The sequence below is a fragment of the Glutamicibacter sp. genome, from assembly GCF_035257265.1.
Taxonomy (GTDB): Bacteria; Actinomycetota; Actinomycetes; order Actinomycetales; family Micrococcaceae; genus Glutamicibacter.
Window position 1 is genome coordinate 154,360 of the sequence record NZ_DATEXC010000038.1, and the last position, 17,265, is coordinate 171,624.

Annotated in this window: 19 protein-coding genes; 6 read left to right on the forward strand and 13 right to left on the reverse strand. The window is 54.6% G+C overall.

Going from position 1 to position 17,265, the window contains the following annotated elements; all coding sequences use genetic code 11:
• Window positions 1-46: 46 nt before the first annotated feature.
• The 8 genes from VJ369_RS09445 to VJ369_RS09480 all read right to left on the reverse strand — a co-directional run bounded on the left by VJ369_RS09445 (window position 47) and on the right by VJ369_RS09480 (window position 7,908).
• Window positions 47-748 carry a hypothetical protein gene (locus VJ369_RS09445; RefSeq protein ID WP_324091821.1) on the reverse strand — a complete coding sequence of 234 codons (702 nt, stop codon included), beginning with the start codon at window positions 746-748 and terminating at the stop codon, window positions 47-49.
• Window positions 749-836: 88 nt separating this feature from the next.
• Window positions 837-1,649 carry a GNAT family N-acetyltransferase gene (locus VJ369_RS09450; protein ID WP_324091822.1) on the reverse strand — a complete coding sequence of 271 codons (813 nt, stop codon included), beginning with the start codon at window positions 1,647-1,649 and terminating at the stop codon, window positions 837-839.
• A 28-nt stretch (window positions 1,650-1,677) separates the two neighbouring features.
• Window positions 1,678-2,844 (reverse strand): flavodoxin-dependent (E)-4-hydroxy-3-methylbut-2-enyl-diphosphate synthase, encoded by a 1,167-nt coding sequence (ispG, locus tag VJ369_RS09455; RefSeq protein ID WP_324091823.1) that lies wholly within the window; start codon window positions 2,842-2,844, stop codon window positions 1,678-1,680.
• A gap of 128 nt (window positions 2,845-2,972) precedes the next feature.
• Complete coding sequence (locus tag VJ369_RS09460; RefSeq protein ID WP_324091824.1) at window positions 2,973-3,527, reverse strand: NAD(P)H-dependent oxidoreductase; 555 nt, start codon at window positions 3,525-3,527, stop codon at window positions 2,973-2,975.
• A gap of 216 nt (window positions 3,528-3,743) precedes the next feature.
• Window positions 3,744-4,043: a YciI family protein gene (locus VJ369_RS09465; protein WP_324091825.1), complete on the reverse strand. Its 300-nt coding sequence runs from the start codon at window positions 4,041-4,043 to the stop codon at window positions 3,744-3,746.
• Window positions 4,044-4,067: 24 nt separating this feature from the next.
• Window positions 4,068-5,414: a M50 family metallopeptidase gene (locus VJ369_RS09470; RefSeq protein WP_324091826.1), complete on the reverse strand. Its 1,347-nt coding sequence runs from the start codon at window positions 5,412-5,414 to the stop codon at window positions 4,068-4,070.
• Window positions 5,411-6,634, reverse strand: a complete 1,224-nt coding sequence (dxr, locus tag VJ369_RS09475; RefSeq protein ID WP_324091827.1) for a 1-deoxy-D-xylulose-5-phosphate reductoisomerase — start codon at window positions 6,632-6,634, stop codon at window positions 5,411-5,413. Before dxr ends, VJ369_RS09470 begins: the two co-directional genes overlap by 4 nt.
• A 119-nt stretch (window positions 6,635-6,753) precedes the next feature.
• The gene (locus VJ369_RS09480) at window positions 6,754-7,908 is read right to left on the reverse strand and encodes an acyl-CoA dehydrogenase family protein (protein WP_324091828.1); all 1,155 of its coding nucleotides are present in this window, start codon (window positions 7,906-7,908) and stop codon (window positions 6,754-6,756) included.
• Between the two features lie 218 nt (window positions 7,909-8,126).
• Here VJ369_RS09480 and VJ369_RS09485 point away from each other — a divergent pair, with 218 nt between their 5' ends.
• The 5 genes from VJ369_RS09485 to VJ369_RS09505 all read left to right on the forward strand — a co-directional run bounded on the left by VJ369_RS09485 (window position 8,127) and on the right by VJ369_RS09505 (window position 11,184).
• Window positions 8,127-8,741, forward strand: coding sequence for a TetR/AcrR family transcriptional regulator (locus VJ369_RS09485; protein WP_324091829.1), 615 nt, complete (start codon window positions 8,127-8,129; stop codon window positions 8,739-8,741).
• 72 nt (window positions 8,742-8,813) lie between these two features.
• Window positions 8,814-9,278, forward strand: a complete 465-nt coding sequence (locus VJ369_RS09490; protein ID WP_324091830.1) for a GNAT family N-acetyltransferase — start codon at window positions 8,814-8,816, stop codon at window positions 9,276-9,278.
• A gap of 329 nt (window positions 9,279-9,607) precedes the next feature.
• Entirely contained in the window at window positions 9,608-10,063 is a 456-nt protein-coding gene (locus VJ369_RS09495) for a prevent-host-death protein (protein ID WP_324091831.1), read from the forward strand.
• Window positions 10,064-10,066: 3 nt separating this feature from the next.
• On the forward strand, window positions 10,067-10,408 hold the full coding sequence (locus VJ369_RS09500; protein ID WP_324091832.1) for a hypothetical protein: 342 nt from the start codon (window positions 10,067-10,069) through the stop codon (window positions 10,406-10,408).
• A gap of 302 nt (window positions 10,409-10,710) precedes the next feature.
• On the forward strand, window positions 10,711-11,184 hold the full coding sequence (locus VJ369_RS09505; protein WP_324091833.1) for a hypothetical protein: 474 nt from the start codon (window positions 10,711-10,713) through the stop codon (window positions 11,182-11,184).
• A gap of 160 nt (window positions 11,185-11,344) precedes the next feature.
• Here the strand turns inward: VJ369_RS09505 and VJ369_RS09510 are convergent, their stop codons facing one another.
• Complete coding sequence (locus VJ369_RS09510) at window positions 11,345-11,494, reverse strand: hypothetical protein (RefSeq protein ID WP_324091834.1); 150 nt, start codon at window positions 11,492-11,494, stop codon at window positions 11,345-11,347.
• 386 nt (window positions 11,495-11,880) lie between these two features.
• On the opposite strand from VJ369_RS09510, the gene VJ369_RS09515 reads away from it, so the two are divergent.
• Complete coding sequence (locus tag VJ369_RS09515; RefSeq protein WP_324091835.1) at window positions 11,881-12,135, forward strand: type II toxin-antitoxin system RelE/ParE family toxin; 255 nt, start codon at window positions 11,881-11,883, stop codon at window positions 12,133-12,135.
• A 187-nt stretch (window positions 12,136-12,322) separates the two neighbouring features.
• Here VJ369_RS09515 and VJ369_RS09520 read toward each other — a convergent pair whose 3' ends face one another.
• From VJ369_RS09520 to VJ369_RS09535, 4 genes are all read right to left on the reverse strand, one after another.
• Complete coding sequence (locus VJ369_RS09520; protein WP_324091836.1) at window positions 12,323-12,802, reverse strand: hemerythrin domain-containing protein; 480 nt, start codon at window positions 12,800-12,802, stop codon at window positions 12,323-12,325.
• Window positions 12,803-12,953: 151 nt separating this feature from the next.
• On the reverse strand, window positions 12,954-14,630 hold the full coding sequence (locus VJ369_RS09525) for an ABC transporter ATP-binding protein (RefSeq protein ID WP_324091837.1): 1,677 nt from the start codon (window positions 14,628-14,630) through the stop codon (window positions 12,954-12,956).
• Window positions 14,627-15,682: an ABC transporter permease gene (locus tag VJ369_RS09530; protein ID WP_324091838.1), complete on the reverse strand. Its 1,056-nt coding sequence runs from the start codon at window positions 15,680-15,682 to the stop codon at window positions 14,627-14,629. The genes VJ369_RS09525 and VJ369_RS09530 overlap by 4 nt, the downstream gene beginning before the upstream one ends.
• Window positions 15,683-15,732: 50 nt before the next feature.
• Entirely contained in the window at window positions 15,733-17,250 is a 1,518-nt protein-coding gene (locus VJ369_RS09535) for an ABC transporter permease (protein WP_324091839.1), read from the reverse strand.
• Window positions 17,251-17,265 lie beyond the last annotated feature (15 nt).

Sequence of the window (17,265 nt, forward strand, 5' to 3'; positions counted from 1 at the left end):
CTATCGCCGGGCTGGAAGTAAAAGTTTTCATGAAGCCAACAAAAGGCTATTCGAGTTCGTCAAATAACGCGTCGATACGTTCTGCGCCATATTGAAGTTGTTCTTGAGTTTTTTGCGCCGAGGTTTCCTGCTGGAAACCAATCATGACGTTGCCACGAGCGGCACGGATTACCAGCTGCTGTTGCGTCGCCGATCCGTCACTGCTGGTAACCACATATGCGTCGTTTAGCTCGCCTTTGGTCTTCAAAGACTGTTTCGCCAAATGATAAGCACGAGTTTTTCCATCAATGGTCACCGAGTATCTAGCGCATTCACCACTAGCTTTCGCTTCGCTTTCCCACTGATTTTTTAATGCTTGGACATCCTGATAGACGGCGACCGTCAGATATCGGTCATCAAACTGTACCGCTGCCATTTTTGATTTTGCTAGCTGTTCGGTGACCGGGGCGGCAAAGGTGACGCCGCACTTACTCGGCGAAACGCTCAACCCCTCAATCCACGCTTGGGCTTCTGGGATGCTCTTTCGTAATTTCGCATCAGAAATGACCCTTGCCTTCGAATCATCTTTGACGAATTCTTTCAAATGACTTTCAAGTTGGTCTGCGTTGATTTGCAAAGCGGTGCCCGAAGTTTCTTCGCTCGGTTCAGCTGGTGTGCTGCATCCGCTAAGCAATAGACCGGCAAGACAAAGCCCCGAGGCAAAGTAGAGTTTGGTGCGTCTGGCAAGAGCCACAGATATTCCCGTCACGATAGTTACTGTCCTCGAGTCTAGAAGACAGGAGCCTGCTCATCGTGGATTGTGACCATAGAAGGTGGCAGAAGGCCGCCTTCAGGGGTTAGAAGAGGATGGTCGCAAAAGTTCCAACCTGCTCAAAACCAACTCGTTCGTAGGACCTGATTGCAGGTAGGTTGAAGTCGTTGACGTAGAGACTGACGGTTGGAGCAAATCGTAGGGCGTAAGCAACTGTGGCTGCCATATATCCAGTGGACAGGCCCTGACCGCGATGTCGGGGGCTGATCCACACTCCCTGGATCTGCACTGCAGCCGTGGTGACCGTACCCAGATCCGCTTTGAAGATGATCTCACCGTACTCATCGGTGTCGATAAGCGTATGGCCTTCGCGAATCAGTTGGCGTACCCGGCTGCGGTAGTACCCGCCGCCATTTTCCAGCGGAGAATATCCCAGCTCCTCTTCAAACATGGCAGCGCTGGCCGGTAAGACGAGGTCAAAGTCCTGCAAGGTAGCCACACGCAAGGAACGTATCGCCGCGGCTTCAGAGCGACGGCGGATACTCATCATTGGTTGATTTTCTCTTACGTCAAAAAAATCTTGCGGGCCGGTGGCAAGTACTTCACGCATAGCCAAGACGGTTTGAGCTGGCCCGAAGACCGAAGCGAAGCGTTGTCTGGTGTCTAACGCATATTGGGCGTAAGCACGAGCATGTTCATCAGTCATGGCTGTAGGCGCAATATTTGCACCCACCCAGCAGGCTGATTCCAACCCGTCCTCGCCGTTAATGCCCAGCAAGTGCGCGAACCCATCCGGGACGGCAGAACGGTGCAGGGCAAGCTGAGAACGGGTAAAGATATTAACGACTGGGTCTTGATCAAGCAATGCGAGTAGGGCCGCAGTGTCCCTGCGGCCCAAGACTCGGACTTCCCCTGGTGGGCTCTGTCTAGCTGACGGAGACCACGGGAGAACCCGAGGTAGGATTCTCGTCATTGTCCAGATCCATTTGTTCAGCTAAACGATTAGCTTCTTCAATGAGTGTCTCGACGATCTGGTCTTCAGGCACGGTCTTGATGACCTCTCCCTTGACGAAGATCTGTCCCTTACCGTTACCGGAGGCTACCCCAAGGTCAGCGTCACGGGCCTCACCTGGACCGTTGACAACACAACCCATCACGGCGACGCGTAGTGGAGCCTTCATGCCTTCCAGGCCAGCGGTGACCTTTTCAGCCAAGGTGTAAACATCTACCTGAGCACGACCACACGAAGGGCAAGAAACAATGTCGAGCTTACGCGGGCGCAAGTTCAACGATTCAAGAATTTGGTTGCCCACCTTGACCTCTTCGACAGGAGGGGCCGAGAGCGAGACACGAATGGTGTCACCAATGCCACGCGAGAGCAAGGAACCAAAAGCCACAGAGGACTTGATAGTTCCCTGGAAGGCAGGACCAGCTTCGGTCACGCCTAGGTGCAATGGCCAATCTCCAGATTCGGCCAAAAGCTCGTAGGCACGAACCATGATGACCGGGTCGCTGTGCTTGACCGAAATCTTAAAGTCGTGGAACCCGTGCTCTTCAAAGAGGGAAGCTTCCCAAATGGCTGATTCAACCAATGCTTCTGGGGTCGCCTTGCCATACTTTTTCAGAAGTTTCGGGTGCAGCGATCCACCGTTGACACCGATACGGATCGACGTACCGTGATCCTTCGCAGCAGCTGCGATTTCTTTGACTTGGTCATCAAACTTGCGAATGTTGCCTGGGTTTACACGAACAGCTCCGCAGCCGGCTTCGATCGCAGCAAAAACATACTTTGGCTGGAAGTGGATGTCAGCAATAACCGGGATCTGCGATTTCATCGCAATAATCGGCAACGCCTCGGCATCTTTATCGGTCGGGCATGCGACACGCACGATATCGCAACCGGCGGCCGTCACCTCGGCGATCTGCTGCAATGTTGCGTTGATGTCATAAGTCTTAGTGGTGGTCATCGTCTGTACGCTGATTGGCGAGTTCGAACCGATGCCCACACTGCCGACATTAAACTGACGAGTCTTACGACGTGGAGTAATTACCGGCGGTGGTGCCGCCGGCATGCCGAGTTTGACCGAAGTCAATGGATGCCTCCGAAGTGATTGTAGGTTTTTCTATACCAAGTATCGCACCGTCTGGCGTGCTAGTGGTAAGGATGCGAGAAAAGCCACGACGAAGCCGGGGCTTTTCTCGCAAATTCACGCATAAAAACTTAGTTAGCTTCGGCTACCGTGCGAATGTTTGCCAGAACTTCGGCAACCTGCCCAACAACCTCGGCGTCATCCTTGGGGTGAAGTTCAGCAAAACGAACAACTGAATTAGGGATGGAAAGCTTCACGTCTTCCAAAACGTTTGCTCCGGCGATGGTCAGTGCCTTGCGAGCCTCATCCTGAGCCCACACGCCACCGTACTGGCCAAAAGCGGTACCAATGACCGCAGATGGCTTGTCCTTCACAGCACCAGTACCGAAGGGACGCGACAGCCAGTCGATGGCGTTCTTGAGTACCGCTGGCATGGTGCCGTTGTATTCAGGGGAAATCAGCAAGAGCGCGTCAGCTTCACCGGCTGCATCGCGAAGCGCCTGAGCAGCTGCTGGCACAGATCCCTCAACATCGTGGTCTTCGTTGTAAAACGGCAGGCTGTCAAGGCCCGAGTAAACACTGACTTCAACGCCTTCTGGTGAGTTCAATGCGGTTGCTTCAGCAAGCTGCAGATTTGTCGAACCTGCACGAAGGGAACCGACCAGAGTAAGGACCTTAGTAGCCATATTGTGTTGCTCCTATTTAACGAATCGAAAAGTAAATAAAGCTGACGCTTCATCTACTCCAACGAGCACTTCCGCAATTCAATTCCGAAACCTTACGTGACATGAAGCACTGTGCCGACTAGACCAGTAACTGCATTTTTGCGAGGCGCGGCAACTTTTCCAAAGAAAAAACCCAACGTTGCAGAAGCAAACGTTGGGGTTTTCCACACGGGTGGGTTAGGAAGCGAACTCGGAAAGCAAACCAATAACCGGATTCCATTCGGTGATGGTGGTCTTAGCCAGGCCACCGACCTTGTTGAACGGATCAACGGCTAGTACTTCTTCCAGCGCAGCTTCGCTCGCAGCGGCAAATATCAGCAACGCACCGTCAAATACCGGGGTGGGACCAGAAGCCAACAGCCGAACGCTACCCTCGCCCAAGTACTCAGTGAGGAAAGCCCGGTGGGCCGGACGGTGCTCGTTGCGCAGTTCTGTAGAGTCCTGCGCATACTCGTATTCAACAGCAAAAACAGTCATGGCTACAGCCTATTTCCTTCAGGGCTAGAAGATGCTTATTGGTTTGAAAATGTCCGCGTATATTAAGAGACCGCCCATCAGCAACATCGCGGCAGCCACCACGTAGGTCAGTGGCAACAATTTAATGGTGTCTACCGGAGCCACATTTTTGCGGCCGAAGATGCGTGCCACGGTTCGCTTCACGCCCTCATATAAGGCACCAATCACGTGCCCACCATCTAGTGGTAACAGTGGAATCAGGTTAAACGCGAACAATGCGAGGTTTAATCCGCCCGCTAGGGAAAGCAACGAGGCAATCTTGTCGCCGATCGCGATTCCTTCGTGGGCATTGATTTCACCGGCGATACGGCCCACACCCACGATAGAAACTGGGCCGTTGGGGTCTCGTTCTTCCGTCCCGAAGGCAGCCTGCGCAACGTCAACCATGCGTTGCGGTAGGTGCAGAATAACGTTGCCAATCGTCAGCAGCTGGTTTCCCACCACGCTAGGAACTTCGGTGACTGGTTGAGCTATATTCTCAACCTGCGAGCTCATCCCCACGAAGCCTACCTGCGCAGTTTTCGTGTTGCCATTTTCATCAGTAACCGGGTAACCCTGGTCATCTAGCACCGGGCGGTCGGTCAAATGTGGCTTGAGCGTGGTCTGGTGTTCCACTCCTCCACGGGTATAAGTCAGGCTGATGCTCTGGCCAGGATGATCGCGAATCACACCAGTGAGCTCATACCATGCGTCGTGAGCCACGGCGGTCCCATTGACCGAAGTGATAGTGTCCCCCGGGAGTAAACCAGCGGCGTAGGCGGGAGCCTCAGTGTCACTAGCCGTGCATTCGGTTGCATCCGTATTTTCTGCGCTTGCAATGCACTGGTATACCTCGGAAACTGTGGTGGTTGTTGTAGGAACACCAAAACCGGTAATCACCACGCCAATGAGCAAAAATCCCAGCAAGAGGTTTACAAATGGGCCGCCAAGCATGATTATCACGCGCTTGTAAATGGGCAGCTGGTAGAACAGCCGCCCCTCGTCGCTGCTTTCAACATTTTCGTTGGCTTGTGAGCGGGCGTCGTCCACCATTTGGCCAAAAATCTTGTTAAAGAATCCTGGCTTCTTCTGCTTCCCTGCTTCAGCGACCGGGCGTGGCGGATACATACCCACCATAGAGATGTAGCCGCCTAGGGGCAGCGCTTTGAGCCCGTATTCGGTTTCTCCTCGCTTGAAAGAGAAGATCGTTTTGCCGAAGCCAATCATGTATTGCGGAACACGCAATCCAAATTTTTTGGCAGGAATCAGGTGGCCCACCTCATGCAAAGCAATAGACAAGGCAATGACAACGACCATGAAGAGCACGCCGCCAAGGAACATTAGTACGTTCATGCTTTTTCCTTCAGCATCGCGGTGGCGTGGGCACGCGCCCACTGATCTGTCTGGAGAACTACTTCAGCCGAAAGCTCCGCGTTCACCGGCGTATAAGCCTCAAGTACCCGGTCAATGGTTTCAACGATATCTGTGAAACGAATCCGGCCTTCATGGAAGGCTTCAACGGCGACCTCATTTGCCGCGTTGTACACAGCCATGTGGGTCCCGGAGGCGGCAGCTGCCTGTTTCGCCAACTTCACCGCGGTAAACACTGACTCATCCAATGGTTCAAAGGTCCAGGAGGAGGCGGTGGAAAAATCACAGGGTTCTGCGGCGCCAGCGACGCGGTGTGGCCAATTGATGCCCAGCGCAATTGCCAGACGCATATCCGGCGGCGACGCTTGAGCTATCACCGAACCGTCAATGAACTCAACCATTGAATGCACAATGGATTGGCGGTGAACTAGGGGTTCGATGCGTTCTAGTGGCACATCAAAGAGCAGGTGGGCTTCGATAACTTCCAATGCTTTGTTGACCATGGTCGCCGAATTCGTGGTCACCATGCGTCCCATATCCCACGTTGGGTGCGCCAATGCTTGTGCTGGACTCACCTCACGCAGTTGTTCATAGCTGCAACCGAAGAAGGGGCCACCTGACGCGGTGACAATCAATTTGGAAACTTCTTCCGGGGTCCCAGAACGCAGTGCCTGAGCCAGCGCGGAATGTTCGGAGTCGACCGGAGAAATCTGACCGGGGGCCGCGATCTGCTTGACGACTTGTCCACCGATAATCAGCGACTCTTTATTTGCCAGCGCCAGCAGGTGTCCGGCTTGAAGCGCCGCAATGGTTGGTTCCAACCCAATCGCTCCGGTAATACCGTTGAGAACTACGTCGGCTTCGTTGTATCCAGCTATCTGCGTCGCGGCATCGGCTCCACTGAGCAGCTGTGGAGCATAGCCGGTCACGCCCGCCGTTCGCGCGGCTGAAGAAATCGCGGTAGCCAATTCGTCAACATTCTCCACTGCGGCGCCAACCACCTCGGGGCGGAAGGTGACTGCTTGCTCGGCCAACAGCGCCAGGTTGTAACCGCCGCTAAGTGCTGCCACGCTAAATTGTTCCGGCGCATTCTGGATGACGTCTAGACCCTGAGTACCAATTGATCCGGTAGAACCGATCAGTGTGACACGGCGGGGACCATCCGCAGTTTTAAAAGAAGATTGGGTGCTCACCCAATCCATTATGGTCGTTTTAACTGTGAGGTCCCAAAGTGACAATCCAATGGAGCATCAATAAAAAGTTCGGACCGGTGAATAACCGCGGATAAGCGCTATTCACCGGTCCGAGTATTTAGATACTTTTACAGTCCGAGGCTGCGGGCAATCAGCATCAATTGCACTTGGGTAGTGCCTTCACCGATTTCTAGGATCTTCGAGTCCCGGTAGTGGCGTGCCACCAAAGAATCATTGATGAAACCGTATCCGCCAAAGATCTGAGTCGCATCACGTGCGTTGTCCATGGCAGCTTCGCTGGCCACGAGTTTTGCGTGAGCGGCTTCGATCTTGAAGTCCTTACCTGCAAGCATTTTCGCGGCGGCCGCATAGTAGGCCAGACGTGAAGTGTGTACCCGTGAAGCCATGCGGGCAATCATGAATGAAATCGCCTGGTTTTTACCAATGGCTGCACCGAAGCTTTGGCGGGTCTTCGCGTAGGTCACTGCCTCATCCAGGCAGCCCTGAGCAGCGCCGGTTGCCAGTGCTGCGATAGCAATGCGGCCCTCGTCTAGGATCTCCAGGAAGTAGGCGTAGCCACGTCCGCGCTCCCCCAGCAGATTTTCTTCGGGTACTCGGGCCCCGTTGAAGCTGAGCGGGTGAGTGTCGCTGGCGTGCCAACCGACCTTGTTATAGGCAGGTTCCGCGGTAAATCCTTCGGTCCCGGTTGGAACGATGATTGTGGAGATTTCTTTTTTGCCGGTGGATTCGTCAACCCCCGTCACCGCGCTAACCGTGACTAGAGAGGTAATATCTGTGCCGGAGTTCGTGATGAACTCCTTCGAACCGTCGATAACCCATTGGCCATCCTCAATTTTCGCCCTGGTCCGTGAGGCCGAAGCATCAGAGCCTGCCCCAGGCTCGGTCAGCCCGAAACCTGCGAGTTTTTTGCCAGCTGCTAGATCTGGTAGCCAAAGCTGTTTTTGTTCTTCGTTACCGAAGCGGTAGATCGGCATAGCGCCGAGGGACACACCTGCTTCCAACGTAATCGCTACTGATTGATCGACTCGGCCGAGTTCTTCTAGTGCCAGGGCTAAAGCGAAGTAGTCACCTCCAGATCCGCCATACTCTTCGGAGATTGGAAGACCAAATAGCCCCAATTCACCCATTTGTGCGACCACGTCATACGGGAAACTATGTTCCGCATCGTGCTTGGCGCTAACGGGAGCAACGACTTGCTGGGCAAATTCACGCACGACATCGACCAGGTCTTGGTACAGTTCGTCGAGTTCGAGATCAATCACGGGCACTCTCTTCTTTCGAGGTTGTCCTCACCGAGATGACCCTTGTGATGTCGTCTGCGATGACGGGTTATACGGAACGCGGACGCAATACCTTGGAAGCTGACTGTCCGGCGCGTATGGTTAATTCTTATTAACTGTGTTTTCTACCTACATTTTGACATTAGTGGCGTAGATCATAGTTGTCCAGTTGTGGGCGGGGTTCCTAAGGAGTAAATGCATTGAGTAGATATCAATCTCTCACTGAGCCAACAGATCGCGAGCGCGCCAAGGCAGAACGCCGTGACGCGCTGCTACGCGAAGCTACCCGGCTTTTTGCGTTGCACGGATACGCAGGAGTTTCCCTAGAAGATCTAGGCGCTGCCTGCGGCATTTCTGGCCCTGCGGTGTATCGGCATTTCGCAGGTAAGCAGGCTTTGCTCATTGCTTTGCTCGTGGACATGTCGAAAGATATCTACGCCGGTGGGCTGGAAGCTGCTGAAAACGGTGGGGATCCGCTTCAGGTCTTGTCACGTTTAGTAGATTTTCACACCGATTTTTCACTCTCCCGGCCCGATATCCTTCAGGTGCAGGACCGAGATTTGAAGTCATTACCAAAGTCGGAACTCGCTTTAGTCCGTAAACTTCAAAATAGTTATATCTCTTTATGGACCGAACAGCTGGCCAAAATGCACCCCACCGGCAATCCGCAATCGCACCGTTTCAGGGCTCATGCGGTGTTCGGGCTGTTGAACTCGACGGCGCACTCCGCACACTCACCACGTACCAAAAAATCAGGGTTAAAACCGTTACTGTCCAATATGGCACTCGCGGCACTAACATCCCCGGTAGTCTAGAACCTAAGTCCCACACATCTTTGGGCGCGTTCAATCGGGCGCGTACCACCTCACGAAAGAAAGGTCTTTATCGTGCAACTACGTGAAGTCCGCCCTTCCGACTTGGACGCCTTCTTTGCTCATCAGCAAGAGCCCGAGGCGAACCTCATGGCCGCATACCAGGCGCGTAATCCGTCAGACCGTGCGGTATTTGATCATCACTGGAGCTCCATCCTCAACGACGAATCGGTGCTGGTTCGCACCATCGAACACGAGGGCGATGTTGCCGGATCAATCTTGGTTTTTGATGGCGCGAAGCCAGAAATCAATTTCTGGACCTCCACCAAGTTCTGGGGGAAGGGAATCACCACCAGCGCGGTAGACGCCTTCCTGGCAGAATTCACCAAGCGTCCATTGACCGCTCACGTTGTTCAGGACAATCTTGGTTCACTGAAGGTCTTAGAGCGTCGCGGATTTAAGCAGGTTGGCACGGAGCAGATTTTCTCCAACGCACGCGCCGCAGTTGTCACCGAGATCGTCTTAGAACTCAACGACTAATTTTCGGAGCTTTCAAACTAACCGTGGTTCACTCAATGAAGAGTGAACCACGGCTAGTTTTTTAAGTTGCCTCCGGAAAAGTGCAGCCCATTCATCGCCCACAATTCTCAGGTGCTTGGTACAAGACGTTAACGGTCTGCACTTCGCATTGCTTCGAGCCGTTGGAGTTGCGTCCTGATCCCCTAAGACTCGAGAAGCAATACAATTCCCAGAATCCATGGTTCTAGTGTCGCGCAAGGGTAACGGGAACCCTCTGCGGGACCTTTTTTGGGGGATAGCGGCCATCAAACCAGTGGACTTCTGAATACGTTCTGAACTAGACTCGGAGCATGAGTACACTTGCACGATCCCGAACCGCATTCCGGTCTTCTGAATTGAGCCGTTCCTCAGCCGAGGTCTTCGCGGCAGCAGCAGATCATCCTGTTGAGGTAACTCGGCGCGATGGCGAATCCCTGGTACTCATGTCCGACAGCGCAGATCGAGCGCGCACCGCCCTCCTGGAGCTGGCAGCCCAATTAGTTGCAGTCTCAACGAACACCGACGGAACTCTCGTCACGCGCATGATTGCCCGGTTCCCTTGGATGCTGGCGCTGAGCGTGGCTGACCAGCAGACCTGCGCCAACGATATCTTGACTGCAGCTCGCGCGTCGTTTGCCACCAACCAGCCACACTTGGCCATTGCCGAACTTACCGCGTGGCGCGAAACAGCAACGGTAATGGCCGCCGGCCTCGGCCAGGAGCCAGTGGAATGGCTCGACGATTCTTTGGTCGTTGAGCGGCCCTAAGGGATGGCAAAGAACCTGAAGGTCGAGAGGCCAACAAAGAACTCCGAATATGAGATTCGCTTCGCTTCTACCCATGCGCAGCGCGGCTGGATGAATCTAAAGGCCACCATCAAGGGTCCCTTGACCGATGCCTGGGACTTCCTGACGAAGACGCCACTGGTTGTTACTCCGACTAACTACCACTTGCGTGGCGAGCGCGGCATCGTTACACGTAATGGCTCCACCCATGAACGATGGCAGCACAAGCCGACACTCAAAGGCCATGCACGCATCTGGTTCTACGTCGAAGGCCCGGTAATCTATCTGGAACAGGTCCACGCCAAGCATCCCAACAAGACCAAATAACGGCATGGGTAGAGGAAACCTCCGGCGTAAGTTCCAACTCTCAAACACCTCTCCATGACGCCGCATACCGGCTGAAGAAAGCGGTTCAACAGCTTTTCAGTGGAGAACCACCCCACGGCAGGAGAGTAACAAACCTAAGAAGCCCTATCGTTCCGAAAGCCGAACCCTCCACTGTGGCAATCCATTTCTAGAACACAGGTTCTTGAGTGACTATTTAGTACTGTAAATAGTTTAAGCATTCACCTAGGATTGAAACTCAGGAACCAGCGTGACCCAGAAAAACCAACGAAGGAAATTCCCCCGTGACTTCTCGAATCATCAAGACGTCTATATTCGCGGCACTCCTTCTATCTCTGAGTGCCTGCTCTGCCGAGGCCAGTAGCAATGGGCCGGAGCGCACCACAGTCGGTGTTATCGAGCTGGCGGTCACGCACGTTTGTGCCAGGGAATCAGATTCGAAATGTATTTCATTGGACGGTGAACAGCTTGTGCTGCCGTCCACTTTCGAACGGGCCGTCGTTGATGATGCTACTGTCGCTGCAGAACAGGGACCGAACACAGTCAACGTGATATTCAGCGATGCAGGGACGAAGATCTTCCGTGAAGTCACTGAGGAAGCTGCTAAAGCTGGAGAGTCTGCACGTCTGCTTATTAAGGTGGATGGCGAAATTGAGGCAGCTGTCGTAGTCATGGAGACGATCGAGGACGGCCATACGCTACTGGATTTCACGCCTAAGACTGCCCAGGAAGTCATCGAACTTATCGGCCGAAGCTGAGGGGCACCCCTGTTCCTAGGAACATCCGGGACTGCACCCCGTTTCCATTCCAAGTTTCGCTAGTTTCACAGTGCCCCAATGGGAACCCTATCCGGTCTCCATATTTGGTGTCATAGCCATCGCGTACCGGAGTACAGATCAACATTCTTCAACAGGGGCCTTAAACCGTACTGAAAATCTGCCGCAATGTAGCTTCAGGTTCCGGGTCAAAGATGAAAGCCGATACACCAGATGTCAGAACCATCATGACAACAATAAACACCACAAACACTACGCCAGCAATGAGCATGAGCTTCTGATTATCATTCATCAGCTCAGGGTATCGTTTGCGACACATGAGACCGAAATCGTTCAGCGTTCCCCGTCGATACCCACATAGGGAACCTCTGATGGGCAATATTCCGATCATTATGTTAGTTTTGCGCTACACTGCCGTCACGACTTAAATAGCAATCACGGATGCGCGCGGGCGCCTTGCGTCGATCATCGACACCGCGAGGGGCGAACGGGTGTACCTAACCCACAGGAAGCGTCCTGTCGCCGCGATCATCGACAACGACCAGCTGCACAGACTGTTTTGGCAGACGCCGACGAACTTGCGGACATCCGGGCAGCCGATGCGGCGTGGGAAGAAACAGAGCGCGGTGGTGAGACTCCCATTCCCTGGGAGGACGTGAAACGCGACCTCGGACTATCGTGACATACGCGGTTCAGGTCCTTCCCTTCGCAACCCGAGCAATCCGAAAGATTCCCCCAGAAGCACAACGCCGCGTGCAAGCGATGATCGAGCTTCTTAGCGAAAACGCTCGACCGCCATCGGCGAAGAAACTCACCGCGCGCCCGGAGTGGCGAGTACGCCGCGGCGGCTATCGAGTTCTTTATCGAATCGATGACGCAGTGCTGAGGGTCATCATCGTCGATGATGGTCCTCGCCGCGAAATCCATAGGTAACCTCGACGGCCTCGCTGTTCAAGGAAACGCTCTCGGTGTGCCACTACACGCACCCCAGCTACAGCCCGCAGACGTAACCTGCTGCAGGCTTATCGGTGAAGAAATCTATCTTGGTTCTTGACCGCACTTTGCCCAGCTGAGCAAGGCGGACACCAAAAACGATGGTTTTAATGGCGACCCAACCCAATTAGGCGTCTTGGCAGATCCAGTCTTCGGGAAGCACTCCCCCAGCCAACAGATGGGCGACCTGTTGTTGTTCCTGCACACTGAGTGCGGTGTCCATCTGCGGATAGATGATCGGTTCTTCTTTAGAATTATGGTTTTCCAACAAGGACAACAATTCTTGGCAGTCAGTCGCCAACTGTTCATCAGCGCTTCCGCTTTGCAATGATACTTCTAGGGCATCCATCCGACGCCACAGTTCACCGTGTTCCCGGTCCATCACCATCAACGGCATCATCAGGGTGGCCCGAGTTAGATGTGGGAATACGACCTCCTCTTCAAGAAAAATATGCCGCCGCAACGCGCTAACCGCTTCCAGCAGCATCTTGGCCCGCAGTTCTGGGTGCTCATCAGTCGAGGCCATGTATTTTTCAATCGCCGCGTCAATTTCATGATGTTCTTTAGCAAAGGCTTCCGCTAAAGACCCGTCGGGGACACTCGACATATTTACAGGCAAAACAACCTCGCTTCGGTATCTCGCTGGGGGCCAGCAGATTCTGATTCCACTCTAGGCAGGGATAGACAAATACGAAAGGGACTGGCCTGCCAAGTAATTTCTCGGCAAACCAGCCCCTTATCTATGCAGCGCTCTTTGGCTACTTGGTGCTGTTCAAAATTCTCCACGCATCACGACGTACGGCCTGCTCGATTGGGTCCGGCACCGGAGCGGCGGCCAACAAGCGACGAGTGTAATCGTGGGTAGGTGCGTGCAATACGGTATCAACACGCCCCTGTTCTACGGCCTTGCCATTTTGCATGACGACCACTGAATCGGCGAGCATATCCACCACGGCCAGGTCATGGCTGACGAAAAGGCACGCAAAATTGAAGTCGCGCTGCAAATCTTGGAGCATTTCCAGCACAACTGCCTGAACAGATACGTCCAACGCGCTGGTTGGCTCGTCAGCTATGAGCAATTCTGGATTCATAGTCAGCGCACGAGCGATGCAAATACGCTGGCGCTGACCCCCGGAAAGCTCATGCGGGTAACGGTTGATCACGTTGCGTGGCAGCTTGACCGCATCCAGCAGCTCCAAGGCGCGCTTCGTTCGAGAGGCCTTATTTCCGACCTTGTGCACCACCATTGGTTCGGTAATGCAGTCGCCAATAGGGAAACGCGGATTTAATGACGCGGCAGGATCCTGGAAGATCACACCGATGTCCTTGCGCACAGCGCGTGCCTGACGCGTCGAGAGCTTAGGCAGGTTGTGTCCCTTGACCGCGAGTGTTCCCGAAGCGACCGGAAGCAGCCCGAGTACCGCCTTGGCAATGGTCGACTTACCAGAGCCGGATTCGCCCACGATGCCCAGCACCTCGCCTTTAGCGACGTCGAAGCTAACGTTCTCCACCGCACGGAAGATCTTGCCACGCATGTTGTATTCCAGCACTAGATCTTTGGCTTCCAGCACCAGCTCCCGTTCCACCGGGGTGGTCGGTTCACTGCGTGGGGCGTTCTCATCGATGATCACCGGGGAAAGCCGGGGTACCGAGGAAAGCAGACGCTGCGTGTATTCGTGTTGCGGGTGTAGCAACACTTGTTGAACGTCGCCGGTTTCCACCAAGTTTCCCTGGAACATCACCGCGACCTGGTCTGCCATATCTGCCACGACACCCATATTGTGGGTAATCAGCAGGATACCGGTGTTCAGCCGGTCTTTGAGCTCACGCAGCAGGTCAAGAATTTCTGCCTGCACGGTGACGTCCAACGCGGTGGTTGGCTCATCGGCGATAATGACCTTCGGATCGCAGGAGATCGCCATGGCGATCACGATGCGCTGACGCTGACCACCGGAAAACTGGTGTGGGTATTGCTTAATCCGCTTGGCTGGATCCGGGATGCCCACCAGGGTCAGCAGCTCGATTGCCCTGTCGGTAGCTTCCTTACCGTATGCCACGTCGTGCAGCTCTAGTGCTTCGGTGAGCTGGCGTTCAATGGTCAGTACCGGGTTCAATGCCGTCATGGGCTCTTGGAACACCATGGCGATGTCGGTAGCGCGCATCTTGCGCATCTTCCCTTGGTCCAAGCCCACCACGTTTACGTTGCCAACTCTGGCTTCGCCAGTGATGTACGCGTTCTCCGGAAGTAATCCCATGGCAGCGGTGGAGGTGACGGACTTACCCGAACCGGACTCGCCCACCAAGGCAACAACTTCGCCAGGGCGTACAGCCAGGGATAAACCCTTAACCGCATGCACGTCAGGTCCGGCGGTTTCAAAGGTGACCTTCAGGTCGGTGAAGCTCAGTGCATAATTTTCTGCTGCTTCGGTGCTCATGGCTTCTCCTTACGAGTTGGCAGGGCGAAGAGCCCGGCTCGGCGGCGCTTCTTGCCGGTGTGACGTGGGTCAAAAGCATCACGCAGGCCATCGCCGAGGAAGTTCACGCTCAGCGCGATGGCAACGATGATCATGCCTGGCCACCAGAAGAGCCACGGACGAGAGGTGAACGCATTCTGGTACTGGCTAATGAGCAGGCCCAGTGAGGATTCAGGTGGCTGGACGCCGAAGCCCAGGTAGGACAGCGAAGATTCCAGCAGGATCGCGCCAGCGATGGCGAAGGTCGCGTTGACCACAATCACGCCGATGGTGTTAGGCAGCAAGTGCTTAAAAATTACACGCGAGGTCTTGGAGCCCATGGCTTGAGCTGCCGCCACGTATTCGCGTTCACGCAGCGAGAGAATCTCGCCGCGAACCAGACGGGCCAAGCCCGTCCAGGTAACCAGACCCAAGACGAAGGCCAAGGTGATAATCGAGCCTGAGCTCGCACCGGCGATCTGGCCTAACACAGCGGCCAGCACCAACAGCGGGATGACGATGAACAGGTCGGTGATGCGCATCAGTACTTCATCAACCCAACCGCGGAAGTAACCGGCAACCGCGCCGATAATTGCTCCGAGGAATGTAGCCACGGTTCCGACTACCACGCCGATGATGATGGACTTCTGTGTTCCGGTCATCACCAGGGCAAAGTAATCTTTGCCGATGGAATCCTGGCCGAATGGATTTTCTCCCCAGCGGATTCCTTCCCCACCCAACCAGGTAGGTACCAGGCTCAGCGTTGGCTTGCCACCATTGATGACCGCGCCAGCGTCTAGATAGGACTTGTCCCACCATCCGGGGATTACTCCCCACCCTACGGAGCTGAAAGCAAAAATGGTGATAAAAACTAGGATCACGCTGGAGGTCATGGCTAGCTTGTGCTTGACGAACCGTCCGATAACGATGCGGCCTTGGCTTTTTGAATCTTCGGACTGGCGCGCCAGCTTCGCGTCCTCGACCTCGGCTATGGAGGTGAGGTTCTGCGGCAGATTGTCGTTGGTGTTACTCATCGTTTGTCCTTAATGTCCCAGACACGATTGCTGATGATTGTCATGGCCGCCTAGACGCGAATGCGTGGGTCGAGCATGGCGTAGACAATGTCTGCCAGCAGGTTGAAAATGATCGCTGCGGTACCGGTGACCAGGAAGAAGGCCATGACCGGGTTAGCGTCCACATGGTCCAGGCCGGTGGCGAACATTTCGCCCATGCCTTTCCAACCGAAGACGCGCTCGGTAATCACCGCACCACCGATGAGCCCCGCGAAGTCGAAGGCCGCGATAGTGGCGATGGGGATCATCGCGTTGCGGAATGCGTGACGGAAAATCACCGTACGTTCGCTTAGTCCCTTAGAGCGGGCGGTACGAATGTAATCCTGCTGCTGTACTTCCAGCATTGAGGAGCGGGTGTAGCGTGAGTAGCTTGCCAGCGAAATGATTGCCAGCAAAATGGTGGGCAGCAGCAACTGGGTGCCGTTATCCAAGAAGTGATCCCAATAACCGCCCTCAAAGTTAGCGGTAGAGGATCCAATGGTGGAAATTGGGCGGCCCTTGTTGTCCAGGAAGCCTGGCCAAGCACGGAATATATGGTCGATAACGGTGAGCGCCGCGCCGACAAAACCTGTCACCATGGCTACGCTGGCTGCGTTCTTACGCAGTCGTCCACCCATAAGGCGTCCAACCAGGGCCGGGATCGCTACGGCGAGGATCAGCCCGCCCAGAAGGATCCAGGTGTTCGGTTCGGACATCAGATAGAAGGTCGCGTAGTAGGCGGCAAGCACGAGTACCACGGTGATCAGTGCCGGATAAAGCACACGTTTTTCCTTCAGGCCAGCTGTCATCGCGGTGGCGGAGAGTGCCACCAGCAAGGTCAAGATGACCACGATTGCCGGGCCCATTTGCGGGAAACGGTAGAAGTTCAGCCAGAGCGAGTATTGCAAGACCAAGGGCACAAAGATCGCTACTGCGACGAAGGTCAGAGCACGGCGTTTGAGCGAGCCGCCTAAGAACATCTGCATAATCAGGCCCAGGACTATGCCGATGAGTATGGAGGTACCCAAGGATATGTCTGGCGAGGCTATCCAGTCGTTAAAACCAATGGCCAGGTATTCCTTCAGCAATACCGCTGCCCAGAAGACTGGAAGTGAGAAGAAGAGGAAGGTCAGGAAGGTGACGATGTAGTCAAGTCCGGAGTACTGACGCACCGCGGTGAGCACGCCGATGGCAATACCGAGGATTGCGGCGATCACCGTGGCGATGAGCACCAGGCGCAAGGTCGAGGCGGCAGCATTGGCAAGCAGGCCGGAGACTTCCACGCCGTTGATATTACGGCCTAAGTCGCACTGTCCAACGAAGCACTTGGAAACGCCGGTCAGCCAGTCCCAGTAGCGAAGGTACCAGGGCTGGTCTAGCTCCATGTAATCGATACGCTGTGCCATCAGGTATTCGCGGTTATCTGCGTTACTTTCACGCAGGTCCTTCAGCGGGTCACCCGAATTAATGACCAGGATGTACAGCAGCAACGAGGCTGCAAACAGCACACCGATGGCCGATCCAAGTCGTTTGGCGATGAATTTCAACACGGCGTTTTTGTCCTA

What these genes read in the sequence shown, in the direction of transcription:
- VJ369_RS09465 (WP_324091825.1), bottom strand. Translation starts at nt 4,043, where the DNA reads ATGACTGTTTTTGCTGTTGAATACGAGTATGCGCAGGACTCTACAGAA.
- VJ369_RS09500 (WP_324091832.1), top strand. Translation starts at nt 10,067, where the DNA reads ATGGCAAAGAACCTGAAGGTCGAGAGGCCAACAAAGAACTCCGAATAT.
- VJ369_RS09525 (WP_324091837.1), bottom strand. Translation starts at nt 14,630, where the DNA reads ATGAGCACCGAAGCAGCAGAAAATTATGCACTGAGCTTCACCGACCTG.
- VJ369_RS09520 (WP_324091836.1), bottom strand. Translation starts at nt 12,802, where the DNA reads ATGTCGAGTGTCCCCGACGGGTCTTTAGCGGAAGCCTTTGCTAAAGAA.
- VJ369_RS09470 (WP_324091826.1), bottom strand. Translation starts at nt 5,414, where the DNA reads ATGAACGTACTAATGTTCCTTGGCGGCGTGCTCTTCATGGTCGTTGTC.
- VJ369_RS09460 (WP_324091824.1), bottom strand. Translation starts at nt 3,527, where the DNA reads ATGGCTACTAAGGTCCTTACTCTGGTCGGTTCCCTTCGTGCAGGTTCG.
- dxr (WP_324091827.1), bottom strand. Translation starts at nt 6,634, where the DNA reads ATGGATTGGGTGAGCACCCAATCTTCTTTTAAAACTGCGGATGGTCCC.
- VJ369_RS09495 (WP_324091831.1), top strand. Translation starts at nt 9,608, where the DNA reads ATGAGTACACTTGCACGATCCCGAACCGCATTCCGGTCTTCTGAATTG.
- VJ369_RS09510 (WP_324091834.1), bottom strand. Translation starts at nt 11,494, where the DNA reads ATGAATGATAATCAGAAGCTCATGCTCATTGCTGGCGTAGTGTTTGTG.
- VJ369_RS09530 (WP_324091838.1), bottom strand. Translation starts at nt 15,682, where the DNA reads ATGAGTAACACCAACGACAATCTGCCGCAGAACCTCACCTCCATAGCC.